15 protein-coding genes are annotated in these 16,279 nt (G+C 63.5%); 13 read left to right on the plus strand and 2 right to left on the minus strand.

What is annotated here, in order from left to right:
- Nucleotides 1-196: 196 nt before the first annotated feature.
- Nucleotides 197-3,907: a T9SS type A sorting domain-containing protein gene (locus H6678_05920; protein ID MCB9473328.1), complete on the minus strand. Its 3,711-nt coding sequence runs from the start codon at nt 3,905-3,907 to the stop codon at nt 197-199.
- Nucleotides 3,908-4,381: 474 nt separating this feature from the next.
- Between H6678_05920 and H6678_05925 the strand changes: the two genes are divergently transcribed.
- The 11 genes from H6678_05925 to H6678_05975 all read left to right on the plus strand — a co-directional run bounded on the left by H6678_05925 (nt 4,382) and on the right by H6678_05975 (nt 13,459).
- A complete protein-coding gene (locus tag H6678_05925; protein ID MCB9473329.1) occupies nt 4,382-4,882 on the plus strand; it encodes a DUF177 domain-containing protein in 501 nt (166 codons plus the stop codon).
- 36 nt (nt 4,883-4,918) lie between these two features.
- Complete coding sequence (gene rpmF / locus H6678_05930) at nt 4,919-5,095, plus strand: 50S ribosomal protein L32 (protein ID MCB9473330.1); 177 nt, start codon at nt 4,919-4,921, stop codon at nt 5,093-5,095.
- A 148-nt stretch (nt 5,096-5,243) separates the two neighbouring features.
- Nucleotides 5,244-6,278, plus strand: a complete 1,035-nt coding sequence (gene plsX / locus H6678_05935; protein MCB9473331.1) for a phosphate acyltransferase PlsX — start codon at nt 5,244-5,246, stop codon at nt 6,276-6,278.
- A gap of 62 nt (nt 6,279-6,340) precedes the next feature.
- Nucleotides 6,341-7,330, plus strand: a complete 990-nt coding sequence (locus H6678_05940; GenBank protein MCB9473332.1) for a ketoacyl-ACP synthase III — start codon at nt 6,341-6,343, stop codon at nt 7,328-7,330.
- Nucleotides 7,331-7,355: 25 nt separating this feature from the next.
- Nucleotides 7,356-8,294: an ACP S-malonyltransferase gene (fabD, locus tag H6678_05945; protein MCB9473333.1), complete on the plus strand. Its 939-nt coding sequence runs from the start codon at nt 7,356-7,358 to the stop codon at nt 8,292-8,294.
- Nucleotides 8,291-9,022 carry a 3-oxoacyl-[acyl-carrier-protein] reductase gene (gene fabG, locus H6678_05950; protein ID MCB9473334.1) on the plus strand — a complete coding sequence of 244 codons (732 nt, stop codon included), beginning with the start codon at nt 8,291-8,293 and terminating at the stop codon, nt 9,020-9,022. The genes fabD and fabG overlap by 4 nt, the downstream gene beginning before the upstream one ends.
- Before the next feature lie 178 nt (nt 9,023-9,200).
- On the plus strand, nt 9,201-9,440 hold the full coding sequence (locus tag H6678_05955; GenBank protein ID MCB9473335.1) for an acyl carrier protein: 240 nt from the start codon (nt 9,201-9,203) through the stop codon (nt 9,438-9,440).
- A gap of 117 nt (nt 9,441-9,557) precedes the next feature.
- The gene (fabF, locus tag H6678_05960) at nt 9,558-10,805 is read left to right on the plus strand and encodes a beta-ketoacyl-ACP synthase II (GenBank protein ID MCB9473336.1); all 1,248 of its coding nucleotides are present in this window, start codon (nt 9,558-9,560) and stop codon (nt 10,803-10,805) included.
- Between the two features lie 16 nt (nt 10,806-10,821).
- A complete protein-coding gene (gene rnc / locus H6678_05965; GenBank protein MCB9473337.1) occupies nt 10,822-11,598 on the plus strand; it encodes a ribonuclease III in 777 nt (258 codons plus the stop codon).
- Nucleotides 11,595-12,215: a YigZ family protein gene (locus tag H6678_05970; GenBank protein MCB9473338.1), complete on the plus strand. Its 621-nt coding sequence runs from the start codon at nt 11,595-11,597 to the stop codon at nt 12,213-12,215. The genes rnc and H6678_05970 overlap by 4 nt, the downstream gene beginning before the upstream one ends.
- Nucleotides 12,212-13,459, plus strand: coding sequence for an HlyC/CorC family transporter (locus H6678_05975; GenBank protein MCB9473339.1), 1,248 nt, complete (start codon nt 12,212-12,214; stop codon nt 13,457-13,459). Before H6678_05970 ends, H6678_05975 begins: the two co-directional genes overlap by 4 nt.
- Nucleotides 13,460-13,470: 11 nt before the next feature.
- Here the strand turns inward: H6678_05975 and H6678_05980 are convergent, their stop codons facing one another.
- Nucleotides 13,471-14,424 (minus strand): helix-turn-helix domain-containing protein, encoded by a 954-nt coding sequence (locus tag H6678_05980; protein MCB9473340.1) that lies wholly within the window; start codon nt 14,422-14,424, stop codon nt 13,471-13,473.
- A gap of 673 nt (nt 14,425-15,097) precedes the next feature.
- Between H6678_05980 and H6678_05985 the strand changes: the two genes are divergently transcribed.
- Together H6678_05985 and H6678_05990 are read left to right on the plus strand one after the other, a co-directional pair.
- On the plus strand, nt 15,098-15,805 hold the full coding sequence (locus H6678_05985; GenBank protein MCB9473341.1) for a peptidoglycan DD-metalloendopeptidase family protein: 708 nt from the start codon (nt 15,098-15,100) through the stop codon (nt 15,803-15,805).
- A gap of 18 nt (nt 15,806-15,823) precedes the next feature.
- Nucleotides 15,824-16,273: a polymer-forming cytoskeletal protein gene (locus H6678_05990; protein ID MCB9473342.1), complete on the plus strand. Its 450-nt coding sequence runs from the start codon at nt 15,824-15,826 to the stop codon at nt 16,271-16,273.
- The last annotated feature ends 6 nt before the right edge of the window (nt 16,274-16,279 follow it).

The following is a 16,279-nucleotide window of genomic DNA, read 5'->3' on the forward strand; positions in this document are numbered from 1 at the left end:
GCCCTGCAGAAGAGCCTGCCAGCTGTAGTGTCGGGGCGTGTGCCCGGGATCCATGCGGCTCCAGCTGCAACAATGCCCCCAGGGCTTCGGCACTCGTGAATCGCCCCTGTGTGTGTCCCCGATTCTCCGAAGACCCAAACAGAACGCCCCGCCAGCAGTGCTGACGGGGCGTGCATTGATTGGCTCGGGGAAGGTGTTACTTCAGCAGCATCATCTTGTGGCTGTCTTCGAAGTCGCCGGCCTTCATGCTGAGGATGTAGACACCGCTGGAGACCTGCAGCCCCTGGGCATTGGTGCCGTCCCACTGGAAGCTGTGACGACCCCAGCGCAGTTCGCTGCCGGAGGACAGGGTGGTCACGAGCTGACCCTGAAGGTTGTAGATCTTCAGATCCACGATGCTGTCTTCGGGCAGCACCACATCGAAACTGGTGCTGGGGTTGAAGGGGTTCGGATAGTTCTCGCCCAGCGCGAAGTCGGTCGGCTGCTCGAGGGACTTGATGTGAACCGTGAGGTCGTAGAAGTTGCTGGTGCCGTCCAGGTCCACGGATTCCAGCTTGTAGCAATAGAGGCCGCCGGCTTCCACCTGCTCATCCACGAACCTGTATTGGGTGGTGCCATTGTAGGTATCACGTCCCAACAGGGTGTTCACGGTGTTCCAGTCGCCCAGGGCCACGAAACGGGAGGCGGGCGGAACGACTCCGAGGGCCTCACTGGGGGCGCGCCAAACGCGGAAGCCCAGATTGTTCTCCTCGCTGTCGGTGCGCCAGTGGAGGCGGTTGCTGCCGAAATCGGGCGTGCCTTCGAAGAGGCTGATTTCCACGGGCAGCGTGTAGTCGTTGGTGCCGGAAGGCTGCGGGAAGACGCCGCTGTCGCCGACCACATTGTCGTTGGTGTTCTGGACGAGGACCCGGCTGGCGCTGGTGATTTCCATGCCCAGGGTCTGGTTGACGGAGGCGGCCGCACTCAGGTCCACCGTGAGCCAGAGCACCGTGGGACCGTTGACGCCGGTGTTGGTGACATCCACGGTCAGTGCGGAGAAGGTGGGATTGACCGTGCCGCTGACCGTCTTGAGCAGGGTTTCGGTGCCCGAGCCGTTCCAGGTGCCGTTACCGTCGTCCGCCCAGAGCTTGAAGTTGGAAATGTGCGTGTTGGTGGCGTTGGAGGTCCCCGTCTTGCTGAAGCCGATTTCCGTGACCCGGATCGTGGCACCCACCATTTCGGAGGTCAGGTCCAGCCGCGTGATCAGGTTGGACGTGGAATTGGGCAGCATGTTGGAACCCACATCGGTGCCCAGGACGGTCAGAGTGGGATTGACCAGGGTCACCAGCGGGGCGGTGTAGATCGGATAGCCGTCCACAGGGTTGCCCTGGGCGTCGGTACCGCTGACCCACCACAGCATGTAGTCATAGGCTGCGCCGTTGTCGAGGGTGGTGCTCGAGACGAACTTGTCGACGGTGCCGGTACCGGAAATCACCGCGGCGCTGTCGCGGATGGCCAAGTCATAGGCGGCCGTCGTGCTGTCGTTGTCGAAGCCCCAGACGATGTGCAGGCTTTCGTTGTTCTCATCGATGTCGGCCAGCAGGAAGATGCCGGGATTTCCCACCTGCGCGTTGATGTGAGTCAGCCTGGCAGGGAAGGGGCCGGAAACGGTGGGGGCGTTGACCGCGATGGTGACCGTGTCGGTGATGTTGGCCACGTTCTCGGCCAGGGTGCTGGTCGCGTTGATCGTGTAGGTATTCGAGGATCCCGTCAGCTTGATGCCGATGCTGGTGAGGTCCGCGATGCCACTGACGAAGTCGGTGTTGAGATCGAGGATCGCGTCACCGCGGCCACCCACATTGATGGTCACGCCCGCGCTGGGAGTGGCGACCACGGTCAGCGGAGTGACACTGGCGTCGAAGGAGGTGGCCGTGTTGCCCCAGGAATCCTGAACGGTCACGGTGTTGGTGCCCGTCCAGTTCGCGTTGCTTTCCTGGCCGGAGTCCGTGATTGAGAAGACCAGGTTGTCGGCTGTGCCGTGCGCCACGCTGACCGCGGCGGAGGCGACAGGTGACAGATTCGGGCTGCCCGAGTTGTCGCCGGCACTGAGGGTCGGGGTTTCGCTGGAATTGACGAACACCACCGGTACGTTGACACTGACTCCGTCGGTGAAGCTGATGCTCACGTTGTTCCACGAGCCGGATTCGACACCATTGATGGTGGGGTTGTCGCCCAGGGGACTGGCGCTGGCCGTGCTGCTGAAGTCCAGGTCACGGGCACCGTCTTCCGTGGCCACGACATAGTTCGCACTGTCGGTGATGTAGAACACGGCGTTGAAACTGGATCCGGCGGTCTGCGCACTGGCGGTTCCCGTGATGCCCGTTCCGTCCACGAAGGATTGGCCGGGCAGCTGCACCAGAATCTGGGAGGCGGCACCGGCGGCGATGGTCACGGCCAGTGTGTCGGCAACCAGCCCGGCCGTACCGGCCCGCAGACTGTGCGCGCCCGTCGCATCCGATTCGTAGTAGAAGGTCTGGCTGGACGCGGCCGAGATGTCAATGGTCGCATTGTTGATGCCGATGGACCCACCGCCCTGTGTGGCGCGGAAGGTGATGTCGCCCGTGCCGCTCACGCGTGACAATGAGACCGTGTGAGTGGCGACTTCCAGGTTGCCGTAGGCATCATGGATCGAGACCGTGATCTGGTCTTCGTCCTCGTTCACCGGCTCGCTTGTGTCACCGGAGAACACCAGGCGCTGCTTGGCCTGGAAGCTGCCCACGGAGGCGCTGTAGGCCGCGATGCCCTGGTCGTCGGTGGCCACCAGGCGATAGTAGGCATACTGGGTGCCCAGTGTGTAACTGCCGGTGTAATCCGTGTCGCCCGTGTTGGAGTCGGTGCTGCCCACGGAGACGAAGGTGACATCGTCATTGGATCCCTGCAGGCGCAGGCTGGCCAGCGAGGCATCGGTGGCTCCGGCATCGGCGGTACCCGTCCAGTTCACGGTGCCACCACTCAGGTCGGTGGTGATGGCGGGCGTGGTGAGGACCGGATCGGCCGGCGGAATCTCTTCCTTGGTGGTGGCAATGTTGTGCCCGTTGGCCACTTCATTGCCACTGGCGTCTTCCAGCTGATTGACGCTGTTGGCCTGATTGTAGGTCACCGTTCCCTGCCAGTCGCGGTCCGGAAGATTGCCGTCCAGGGCGACCATCCAGGTGTTGCCGCTGACCAGTGTCATGTCCGTGCCGAAGATCGTGGCGCCGATGCCATCGCCCGTCAGTTCGAAGGCCGCGCCGCAATCCCCGCCCACTTCCGTCACGGTTTCGTCAAACACGACCTGTAGCGAGTCGAGGGCGGTGGCGTAGGTATTGGCGGCCACCATGGTGGGGGGGGTGGTGTCGATGACCGGAATGCCATAGCCGAAGCCGGTTCCGGAACCGGGGTTCACATTCAGCAGGGTCGTGGCTCCACCGGCGGCCACCATGGTTTCAGCGGTATTGATGTAGTTGCCGAAGCCGGAGGCCTTGCCGTCCATGAAGACGGTGAAGGAGTTCTGACCCGCGGTCCAGATGGGCGCCGTGATGGCGAAGCTCAGCTTCTTGTTGGTCTCGCTGAAGCTGACGGAGGAGATGTCGGCATTGTTGTACTCGGTCGCACCACCCCCATCGGCTCCGCCCAGTGTCGGCGGATTCGTGCCGTTCGGCACAATGTAGAAGCTGTTGACGGGCGTGGTGGTGTTCCACGCTCCGGACGCGATTCGGCAGACCACCGTGATGGTTTCACTTGCGTCGATGCTCTGATCCGTTCGTCCGCCAGACCCATAGACATAAAGACTGTCGATGGTGTAGGTGGTGGCTTGAACCGTTCGGGGAAGCAGGAAACCCGCACACAGCAGGAACATCCCCACAAACAGACTTGCCAGGCGTTTCATCGGCCCTCCGGTGGTCGCTGTGATCCGCAACATTCGACTCCCTCCCTCCAGCCCGGATCCGGACTGGTTCGTTTTTCCGGCACGATACCTACGGTCGGTTCCGACTGTCATCGGAACCGGATCTTCAAGATGGTGCCCGGTCCGCTGGACCCTGGGGGGATGGTCGGTATGAACACTGCCGCGCAATTTAGGTAAGGTCAGGGGTTTGTGGAACCGCAACAATCACAATTTCATGTGTTTGGCCCCACCTTCTCCCGAACTTCATCGATTCCTGGTCGGTCAAGCGGGTACGCGCCCACTTCCCGCTGCAAACCCACGCTTGGGTGCTTTAGGGAGTTACGCCAATTCCCTTCACTATCGGCAGCTGCTTGATTCATCTTTATGCACTCTTTGCGACCCGGGGACCGGAAAGAACCGCACTGTCTGGAGCTTGCTCTTGACTCCGGCTTGAACCCGGCGGTATATTCCCCGGCTATGAAACTCCTGCTGAAAAACCTGCGAAACGGGCAGGTCCGCTTTGAGGACCATCAGAATCCTGCTTTGCTGGACCTGGATCAAGCGGAGTTCAGCGATGCGGTGGACAGCATTCTCGAGGTGAAGCGCGGCGAACGCTGGCTTCGATTCGAGCTGTCAGTGGCCACCGTGGCCCGCACGATCTGCGACCGCTGCGCCGTTCCCGTGCAGCGGCGCCTGCAGACCGACTTCGTGCTGCTGGCCCATGAGGGCGAGCAGTTGCCCGGCGGAACCGATCCCGATGAGGTCCATCTGATCCGGCCCGAGGATGACATCCTTGACCTGTCTCTGGATCTCCGCGATGAAATCATGATTGCCCGTGAAAGTCCCTGCCTCTGCAAGGAAGAGTGTCGGGGGCTTTGTGCGGGTTGCGGCCGCGACCTGAATACCGAAGAGTGCGCCTGTTCGAATGACGGACCGGCCAATTCTCCTTTTCAGGCATTGGCGAATCGAAAGATCTGAAACACTCAACGCTTCCAGCATGCAGGAGACGGGCAGATGCCGGTACCCAAGAAAAAGACATCGAAATCCAGCCGGGACCAGCGTCGTTCCCATCACGCTCTGGTGCCTTCGGGCTGGTCCACCTGTCCCAACTGCGGGCAGGCTCGTCGCAGCCATCATGTCTGTGCCAACTGCGGTCACTACAAGGGCCGTCAGGTCATCGCCGTCAAGTAGACGACGACGTCCGGGAATTCTCCCGGTGAACGGGCGGATCATACCGCCGACTTGAAACCCTTGCCGGCGCTCCGGACCCGCATGGGTCCGGTTCCAGTTGTCCGGGCCGGGCTGTCCGGATCCGCCCCCGCTGTGGAAGGCCAACGCAATGCGTCTTGCCCTTGATGCAATGGGTGGGGACCACGCTCCAGGCGTGGTGCTGGAAGCGGTCCGCCTGGCGGTGGTCCGCTGGCCCGAGCTGTCCATCAAATTGGTCGGTCTTCCCGACCAGCTGCCGGATCTGAACCTGCCCCAGGTGGAGCGGGTTGCCTGCGGGTCCGTGATCACCATGGATGATTCCCCGCTTGCCGCGCTGCGCCAGAAACGCGACAGCTCGATCGCGGTGGCTCTGGATCTGCACCGTCAGGGGGTCGTGGATGCCGTGGTCTCCGCCGGCTCCACGGGCGCCCAGGTGGCCGCGTCGATGAAACATCTGGGGCGCATCGACAATCTGCGCCGCCCGGCGATCATCAGTGTGCTGCCCACCAGCGGCGGACCACTTGTGCTGCTGGATGTGGGCGCCAGCAGTGACGCGGGCGCAGCCGACCTCCTGCAGTATGCCTGGATGGGGCACTGCTACGCCAACACGGTTCATGGAATCAAACAGCCCAAGGTGGGCCTGCTCTCCATTGGCGAAGAGCCGGGCAAGGGCAACCGCGTGGTCGTGGAGGCCCATGCCCTGCTGAGGAGCAGCGGGCTGAACTTCATCGGCAATCTCGAAGGTCGTGACATCCTTGCGGGCAAAGCCGATGTGCTGGTCTGCGATGGCTTCACCGGCAACGTGGTGCTCAAGTTCGCCGAGTCGATCCTGCCCTTGCTCAAGTCCCGCCTCGGAGGGCATATTCGTGGCCATTGGCTGCGACTGGCGGGAGCCCTGCTGCTGCGTCCCGCGATCCACGAGCTGAAACAGGAATTCAATTACGAAGAATATGGCGGCGCTCCCCTCGTGGGCGTCAATGGAACCAGCATCATCTGCCATGGCAGCTCCTCGGCGGCCGCACTCGTCAGCGCCATCGGTGTGGCACGCAGCATGGTGGATGGCGACCTCAATGCGCGCATTCGGGCCGAACTGGAACGCACCGTGGCCGCCCTGGCCGCGGACACCGCCCGGAACGGCACCCCGGGTGACACACCCGCGGCCTGAGGCCCGCCCATCCGGCGATCCGGTATCACGCCCGGAACTCCGGTCCAACATCAGGAACGACAATGATCACCCGCTCTCGCATTCTTGGCACGGGCTTCCAGACCGGCCCCACCCTGCTCACCAACGATGATCTGGCGAAGAAGGTCGATACCAGCGACGAATGGATCTTCAGCCGCACGGGCATCCGCCAGCGCTACATCGTGAGCCCCGAAGATGGCGTGGTCACCTCCGACCTGTGTGCCGATGCGGGGCGCAAGGCGCTGGAAGCCGCCGGGCTGGAGGCCACGGATCTGGACCTGATCCTTGTGGGCACCGTGACCGGTGACTGCAAGTTTCCCGCTACGGGCGTGTTCGTCCAGGCCAAACTGGGTGCCTCCAATGCCGCCGCCATGGATCTTTCGGCCGCCTGTTCCGGATTCGTCTACGGTCTGGAACTGGCCGATGCCATGATCCGCTGCGGAGTCAAGAAGCATGCCCTGGTCATCGGTGGCGAAGTGCTCACGAGCATGATCGACTGGAACGACCGCACCACCTGCGTGCTCTTCGGCGATGCCGCCGGGGCCGTGGTGCTGGGGCCGTCCACGAATGACACGGGCGTGCTGGCCACCTACAGCAAGAGCAATGGCGATCTGGCCGAACTGCTCTGGACACCGGGCTGCGGCTCGCTGCGCCGGCTCAGCCCCGAATCCCTGGAAGCCGGGGATCACACCGTGAAGATGAACGGCCGCAAGGTCTACACCAATGCGGTGGCCTGCATGGCCGATTCGGTCGAGCAGGTGCTGGCCAGGGCGGGAATGACTCCGGACCAGATCGACCTGCTGGTACCACACCAGGCCAACATCCGGATCATCGAAGCCACGTGTGAGCGCTTCGGCTTTCCCCTGGAACGCACCAAAATCAATGTGGACCGTTTCGGCAACACGAGCGCGGCCTCGATTCCCATCGCGCTGGACGAAGCCATTCGCGAAGGACGGGTCGGCCCGGGTTCCACCTGCCTGATGACGGTCTTCGGTGGTGGCTTCACCTGGTCCTCGGCCATCGTGCGCCTCTGACACACGCATTCTTGCAGGAGTATCCATGTCTCTTTCCCATGCCTGGCTGTTTCCCGGCCAGGGCGCTCAGTATGTGGGAATGGCCGCCGATCTGGTGGCTGCCCATCCCCGTGTCGCACAGTTCTACGAGGACGTGGAACAGCGTACGGGACTGCCCCTGCGACGCCTGAGCGCCGAAGGCCCCGCCGAAGAGCTGCGCAAGACCGCGATCACCCAACCCGCGATCTATGCCCACAGCCTGGCACTGGCGCTGCTGTTGCAGGAAAGGGGGTTCAGGCCCGCGGCGGTAGCCGGGCATTCGCTGGGCGAGTACAGTGCCCTGGCTGCGTCGGGCTGGCTGGACCCGGTCGACGGGGCCGAGCTGGTCGCCACCCGGGGTGCCCTCATGTATCAGGCGGGTCTGGATTCACCGGGGACCATGGCCGCCGTGATCGGCATGGACGACGCCGTGATCGAAGCGGTCTGCACCCGGGCCAGTCAGGAAACCGGCGTGGTCCAGATGGCCAATTTCAACAGTCCCGGCCAGGTGGTCATTTCGGGCAGTGACGCAGGCGTGGATCACGCGCTGGCCCTGCTCAAGGAAGCGGGCGGTCGCCTGCTGAAGAAGCTGGTGGTCTCGGGCGCCTTCCACAGTCCCCTGATGGAGAGTGCGCGCCAGGGGCTGCTGGAGAAACTGGCCAGCACGACGATCCGTCAGGGCGAAGCTCCCGTCTACTGCAACGTGACCGGAGCACGGGCCGACACCCCCGAAGAGGTCCGCGACCTGCTGGCACGCCAGCTGACCGAACCGGTACGCTGGACCCAGGCGATGCAATCGCTGGTGGCCGACGGACACGCCCGCGCGCTGGAAATCGGCCCGGGCAAGGTTCTGGCCGGCCTGATGAAACGCATCACGGACGAGTGCCCCGTTCGCAGCCTGGACACGGCCGCGGATCTGGAAAGTTTCCTGGAGGAGAACGCATGAGCACCCAACTGGCGCTGGTCACCGGCGGAACACGGGGCATTGGCGCGGCCTGCGCACTGCGGCTGGCCAAGGCCGGGCATACCGTCTGGATCACAGGACGCAACGAGGAAAGCGTGGCCCAGGCACTGGTCGCGGCCCCGGGCCTGCCCATGAAGGGCGCCGCCTGTGATGTGTCCGATTTCGCGGCCGTGGGTGAACTCATCGCCCGCATCGAAGCAGAGGAAGGTGGTGGGCTGGATCTGCTGGTGAACAATGCCGGCCTCACCCAGGACATGCTCGTGATGCGCATGACCGAAGCCCAGTGGGATACCGTGATCGACGTGAACCTGAAAGGCTGCTTCAACACCGTGCGCCATGCGGTGAAAGGCATGATGAAGAAACGCGGTGGCGCGATCATCAACATGACCAGCGTGGTGGCGCTCACCGGCAATCCCGGTCAGGCCAACTACACGGCGGCCAAGGCCGGCGTGATCGGTCTGACCCGCACCTTGGCACGCGAACTGGCAAGTCGCGGAATCCGCGTCAACGCGATCGCCCCCGGTTTCATCGAGACCGACATGACCGCCGCCATCGCGGACAAGGCCGCCGACGAGATGCGTTCCTCGATTCCGCTGGGCCGCATCGGCACGGCGGAGGACATCGCGAGCACGGTGGAGTTTCTCGCCTCTCCGGGCGCGGCGTACATCACGGGACAGGTCCTGTCCGTGGATGGCGGGCTGGGGCTCTAGGAGGCTGTCGAGCCTGTGTGCTCGTGATCTGTGGCGCCCATATGGCCACCATGTCCATTCATGCTCCCGGGTCCGAGAGGCTTCCGGGTCGCCCATTGTTTCAACGGCCCTTCATGAGTACTTTTGCGCCTTCATTCCGGGCCACCCCACGACACTGACAGCAACACAGGAGAGAGGCATGTCCAAGTACTTTGATGAAGTGAAGCAGATCATTCTGAACAATCTGGACATTGATGACGAAGCCAAGATCACCATGGAAGCCACGTTCGACGGCGATCTGGGTGCCGATTCCATCGCCCGTTTCGAGATCGTCAACGAAATGGAAGACCGCTACAGTGTCGAGGTGGACGATGAGACTGCCCAGAGCCTGACCACCGTCGGCGCTGTCTGCAAGTTCCTCGAAGAGGCTGTGGGCTGAGGCCTGCATCGCGCATGACACGCACATGGCGGCGAAGGGAGCTTTCCCGTCGACCGCCGTTTGTTTTTTACCCCTGTGCGGCCGAACGGGCCCGGGGACAGGTTGGGGAACCGGACCATGCACGCTGAACGTCGAGTCGTGATCACCGGAGCCGGGGTGCTGAGTCCCATCGGCACCGGCGTCGAAGCATTCTGGCAGGCGCTCATCGAAGGGCGTTCGGGAGCCGGTCCTTTGACACTGTTCGATTGTACGGGCTACGACACCACCTTTGCCTGTCAGCTCAAGGACTACGATCCGGAGCAGTATCTGAAGCGGGTGGAAGCCAAGCGCATGGATCCGTTCTGCCAGTACGGCATGATCGCGACCATGCTGGCCATCGACGATGCGGGTCTTGACCTGTCCGCCCTCGACATGGAGCGGGTCGGAGTGATCATGGCCAGCGGCATCGGTGGCATGACCGTGCTGGAAAACACCCACCGCATCCTGATGGAGAAGGGGCCCGGCCGGGTTCCCCCGATGTTCATTCCCATGATGATCTCGGACATCGTGGCTGGGCAGATCGCCATGCGTTTCGGCTTCAAGGGGCCGAACTACGTCACCGTGAGTGCCTGCGCCTCCTCTTCCCATGCCCTGGGCAATGCCTTTCGCACCATCCAGTACGGCGAGGCTGATATGGTCATCAGCGGTGGCTGCGAAGCCAGCATCACTCCGCTGTCCGTGGCCGGATTCAACGCGCTCAAGGCGCTCTCGACCCGCAATGATGCCCCCCTGACCGCCAGCCGGCCCTTCGACCGTGACCGCGATGGTTTCGTGATGGGCGAAGGCGGTGCGGTGCTGGTGCTGGAAGAGCTGGAGCATGCCCTCAAGCGCGGTGCCCGGATCTATGGTGAGTTCCTGGGCCGCGGGTACACGGCGGATGCCCACCACCTGACCGCGCCTGCCCCCGAAGGTGAAGGGGCCCAGCGCTCGATGCGGATCGCCCTCAAGGATGCGGGGCTTCAGCCCGCGGACATCGGCCACGTGAACACCCACGGCACCTCGACCCCGGCCGGCGACATCGCCGAGATCCAGGCCATTTCCCGGGTATTCGGCGAGCAGGCCGGCAAACTGTTGATCAACTCCACCAAGTCCATGACGGGGCACCTGCTGGGCGCCGCGGGAGCCATCGAGTTCCTCGCCACCCTGCTGGCGGTGCGCGAAGGACTGGTACCGCCCACCATCAACATCGAGAACCTGGATCCGGACGTGACCTTGCACATCGTGCGGGACAAGGCTGAACCGGCGTCGATCAAGGCTGCGCTCTCGAACACCTTCGGCTTTGGCGGTCACAATGCCAGCCTGGTGGTCGGGCGCTACGACAACTGAGGAATCGGCCGTCGGCATGAAGTTTTTCGGTCTGTTCTCCCGTCGACGCCCACAGCGGGATCCAGAGCTCCAGGGACTTGAAGACCGCATTGGCTACCGCTTCCGGAATCCGGAACTGCTGCGTACCAGTCTGCGCCATCGCTCCATTCTGGGGCAGGGTGAGGCCGTGTCGGACATCTCGAACGAACGGCTGGAATTTCTGGGCGACGCGGTCCTGGACCTCTGCGTGGCCGACCACCTCTACCGCACCTTTTCCACCTCTGCGGAAGGGGATCTTACCCAATTCAAGTCCGTGATCGTTTCCGGCGGCTATCTGGTGGGGCGTGCGCGTCACATCGGGCTGGGCGACTGGTTGCTGCTCTCGGAGTCCGAAATCCGCACGGGCGGGCGTGACCGGGCCTCGATCCTCGAGGATGCCTACGAGGCCCTGATTGGTGCCCTGTATCTCGACGGCGGCATCGATGTGGCACGCGAGTTCATCCAGAAGGCCATCCTCATGGATCTGGATCTGGAAGCGGTGCTCGATCGCAACCAGAACTACAAGAGCCAGTTGCTGGAACTGAGCCAGCGCCGCAATCATGGCACTCCCGTCTACCGGGTGATCGACGAGATCGGCCCCGACCACAGCAAATTCTTCGTCGTGGAAGTCCAGATGGCCGAGCGTGTTCTGGGCAAGGGCACCGGCAGCAGCAAGAAACGGGCGGAACAGGATGCGGCCCGCGCCGCACTGGAACAGTTGAGGCAACGGGGAGGCGATTCCGGCAAGCGGCGCGGATCGACTTCCGCGGAATGAGCACCGCCCTTCACGAACTGGATCACTATTGCGTGCCGACGTCGGTCGCCGAAGCGGAGCTGGTGGTCCAGCGCAGCCGGTTTCTGGCCATCGCCTGTCCAATCCAGTCACGCGACCAGGCCCACGAATTCCTTCAGGCCCAGCGTGCACTGCATCACAAAGCCACACATCACTGCAGCGCGGCCCGATTGGGGCACCCTGAAGAAGCCGAGGCCTGGTCTTCCGACGACGGTGAGCCTTCGGGCAGCGCCGGATTGCCCATGCTGCGCGAGATCCAGGGATCGGGATTGAGTGATCTGCAGGTGGTCTGTGTGCGCTGGTTCGGAGGTATCAAACTGGGTACGGGAGGACTGGCCCGCGCGTATGCCGACACTGCACGGCTGGCCCTGCAAGGCCTGACCCGTGATACGCGCGTGCTGCGACTGCCCCTGCGTGTGCGCATGCCCTGGTCGGCCCTGACCCGGGTGAAACGCTTGATGAGCGAACTCCATGCGCTGGAGCTGAGCACCCAGGCCGCCGAGGATCTGGTGCTGGAACTGGCCGTGCCCCGTTCGCTGGTGACACGGTGCCGCGAGGATCTGGAACTGATCCTGCAGGGCAAGGGAGAAATCCTGTGAGCGCGGCTGAGATCCTGCTGGGCATTGTCCTTCTGCTGTTCTCCGGATTCTTCTCCGGGGCCGAGATCGCATTCACCAGCCTCAATCCACTGCTGCCGCGCCTGTGGCACAAGGAGAAGCGTCTGGGGTCCGGGCTGACCCTGCGTTACCAGGAACATCCCGAGAACTTCCTGGTGACGACCCTGCTCGGGAACAACCTCTTCAACGTGGGCTTCAGCACCTTGATGGCCCTGGCGCTGCTGGACTCGGGCCTGTCTTCGCTGTTCACGCTCGTGCTCACCACGATCCTGCTTTTCACCTTCGGCGAGCTGCTGCCCAAGATCGTGTTCCATCTGCTGCGCAACCGGATCTTTCCTCTGATTTCATGGCCGGTCTGGCTGGTCCAGCTGGTGCTCTCGCCTTTCATCCCGCTGATCCGCAGCATTTCACGCCTGGGTGTGCGCAAGGCGGAAAATCGCAGCGCCGTGCTCTTCCGGGAATTCAGGGCGCACATGGACCTTCTGCTCAGCGCGGAAACCCCCGGCAGTTCCCGCGACCGCGAAAAGCAGATGGCGCGACGGGTCTTCGACCTGCGCGAAACCAGCCTTGAGGAAGTGATGACGCCCCGGACCGAGATCGTGGCCCTGGAAGAACACGACAGCCTCGAGGATTTTCGCGAAGCCGTGATCCAGCATGGTTACACCAAACTGCCGGTCTACCGGGATTCACTGGATCACATACTGGGTTACGTGATGGCACCGGATCTTTTCCGCAAGCCCGAAAGTCTCAAGGCCATTCTGCGCCCGATTCCGGTTGCGCCTCACAGCCGCAGCGTGAAACAGCAGCTGGCGGAGTACAGTCGTGCCAACACCCAGATCACGGTGGTGTTGGACGAATTCGGCGGCACGGCGGGCATCGTCTGCCAGGAAGATCTGGTCGAAGAATTGCTGGGTGCCATCGACGATGAGCACGATACCGCCGGACCCGCGCCGGTGGTCCTGGCCGACGGGCGCGTATTCACCGATGCCCGGATCTCGGTCGAGAGTTTCTTCGAGCGCCTGGGCAAGCCCTGTCCGGACACGGAGTGGGAAACCCTGGGAGGATGGCTCACCAACGAACTGGGCCGGATCCCGGCCCGGGGCGAAAGCGTGACCGTGGACGGCCTGCAGTTCCAGGTGGTCAGCGCCACTGCCAATCGTCTGGGCAACCTGATGCTGGGGCCATTGACGGCGGAGGACACCTCCGCGCGCGGCGAGCCGTCCTGAGGCCAGCGGTCTCAGCGTGCGGTTCCGGCCGTCGGCGGTCGCCGGCCCAGTTTGGCGTACAGTGTCTGCCGCGTGATTCCCAGGCTTTCGCAGGCCCGGGTCTTCACTCCGCCATGATGGCGCAGCACCTCCAGGATGTAGCGTTGCTCCAGTTCGTTGACGTACTGCCGCAGAGGAATCACGCCGCAGGACTCCGCGTCACGCGCGTTGACCCAGTCGCCCACGAGCGTCTTCCATTCCAGTCGCAGACCTGTGTATCCATCGGGAACCGAAGGCACCCGGTCGTGGAGCAGCAGCACACGCCAGTTGCCCGCAGGCAGGTGATTGTCGGGTGGTACGTGTCCATTGGGGCTGTGCACCACCAGAGTTGCCATCGGCAGGGAGTCGGCCTGATCGGGCAGGGAACAGGGCAGGCAGGACACAGGCACTTCGCTGAAGGGTTGGCAGGCACCCGCCAGCAGGCTGACCAGCAGCGGACGCAGGGATTTCCAGCCATCCGGATCGATGCTGATCTCCAGACGATGGCTCCGCCCCAGCACGTCCAGCAAAGACGCCAGAGCACCGCTGCCCAGCCCGCGCACCAGCACATCGAGTCGGGCCAGATCACAGCCGGGTTGGGGCTCCAGTTGGGCCGGATGGAACAGAATGCCCTGCTCGCGTGACCCACGCAGGATGGGTGCCAGAAAACGCGCCGGTTCCCCCAGGCTCTGCCAGCGTGCCCGTTGCTGGCGCCAGCCGCTGCCCAGTTCGCTGCGCAACATGAACTCCCGGTCCGCCGCCTTGCGCGCGAGCGGGCCGAGCCCGCAGCGGCATTGCCAGAACAGGTGCAGAATCTCACAGTGGAAGAGTCGGGAATGGTCACTGCGCGCGATTTCCCGGTCCAGGCGTCGCGCCAGCCCGGTGCGGTTCTGGTTGGCCAGCAGCTCGCGGTAGTGACACAGGCGCAGCAGCTCGGACTTGTTCATCCCGAGTGCCTGTTCCGGCAGTTCATGGCGGAACTGTTCGTAAAGTGGCATGGCGTCGCCCAGCAGCGGACCCTCCGCATCCAGCAGCATTCCGAAGAGACCTTCGGGAGAACTGGGCGTCGTGTCGGATGAGTCGCTGTCGCCCCGTGGTTGCCAGCCAAGTGCGAAGCGAATCCAGGGGGGCAGAGGGCCATCCGGGGACGGGCTGAGGTCATCACGGGAAGCGCAGGCTTCCCGCAGGGTGGGGCAGAGTGAGTTCAAGGTGTTCTCCGGCTTGGCCGGGAGAACAGGATCGCGTGTCGCCAACATCCCAAGTGAGTGGCAGGGGAACAAGCCCGGAAAACCAGCACAGCATTTTTCTGGCCCGTGGTGTCAGGCAGAGTGGACACCCTCGGCTGGTTAGAATTTCAACAGCCTGCTTGCGGGATCCCGTTCGCCAACCAGGCATTGATCCTGGCCTTTCCCGGGAAGTCAGTGCAAGCGCAGAGGGTCCAGCGTGCATCAAAAACTACGCGTGACCACGATTTCGGACGAAATGGCGAACCGCGGTGGTTGCTTCTAAGCATCAGAATCTTTTTTATGTCAGGTTTTCCGGCGACCCCTCCCACAACGGACATGTTAAAAAAAGAACATGGCCGCGGGACCGGTCCCGGAGGATTTCGCGGAGACAGGGTTGAAGCTGAACAAGCCACTCTGGGCGCTGCTTGCGGGCGTGATCCTGACGCACTACGGCTGGTTGCTTTTTCACAAGTCCCGCGATCTGTCGCTGTACCATGAAAACCGACGCTTGCGACATGAGGTGCTGCGCATCGAAGGACTCAGCAGGGACATCGACGCCCTGCGGGACCTGAACAGCGACCTGCGGAAGCACCTGGGTCTCAGCCTCGCCGAAGCGCGGGCAATCGGTCGACACGTGCCGGCGGACAGTCTGATCAACCGGCTCAAGGCCATGGCGGGCGGTACGCCACCTCTGCAGGGCGGAGTGCCCAGAGGAAGTCCGGTGACCGGAGTGGCCAGTCGCGGTTTTCAGCTGCGCAGTCATCCGGGGGATCTTGAACACCCGGGTTACGACCTGGCGGCCCGTGCGGGAGAACCGGTGTACGCCACCTCCAGCGGGAGAGTGCTCTTCATGGGCCACACCCAGAACTGGGGCTGGCTGGTGATACTGCAGCACGGCGAAGACTGGTCCACCTGGTACGGACACCTCCAGCCGCCGCTGGTGCGTCTCGGGGAATCCGTCCGGCGAGGCGAATTGCTGGGCATCGTGGCCGCGGCCACCCGCAAGTCGGGGGCCCACTTGCATTACGCGATCCAGCGCCAGGCCCGGTTCGTGGACCCCGCCCCTTTTCTGGCGACGGCCCCGCTTGAACCGGTCAACTGAGGAACAGAGGAGAAGCAGATGGAACCCCAGACTCCCGGCCAGAACGTCACGGTCATTTCCAAGGACGCCGTCTTCGAGGGCACCATCGTGTCCAAGGATTCCGTGCGCATCGACGGCCGTCTCACGGGCCAGGTGACCTCCGAAGGCACCATCACCGTGGGAAGCACGGGCCGCGTCGATGGCAATCTGAGCGCCAAGCAGATCGTGACCGCCGGTACCATTTCGGGTGGCATCAAGGCCAGCGAGAAGGTCGAGCTGAAGGGCACGTCCCGTCTCGAAGGCGATCTGGTGACCGTGCGCCTTGTGATCGAGGACGGCGCCCGATTCGAGGGCATGTGCAACATGGGCAGCGCCGCCACGTCCGACAGCGCCACCCCTGCCGCCGCCAGTCCCGTGTCCGCGCCGGCCGCCGATGACAAGGGCGAGAAGAAGCCCGACGGCAAGAGCCTCTTCGGCGGCTCACGTTAGCCGCCC

This window comes from Candidatus Delongbacteria bacterium, from assembly GCA_020634015.1.
Classification (GTDB): Bacteria; CAIWAD01; CAIWAD01; order CAIWAD01; family CAIWAD01; genus JACKCN01.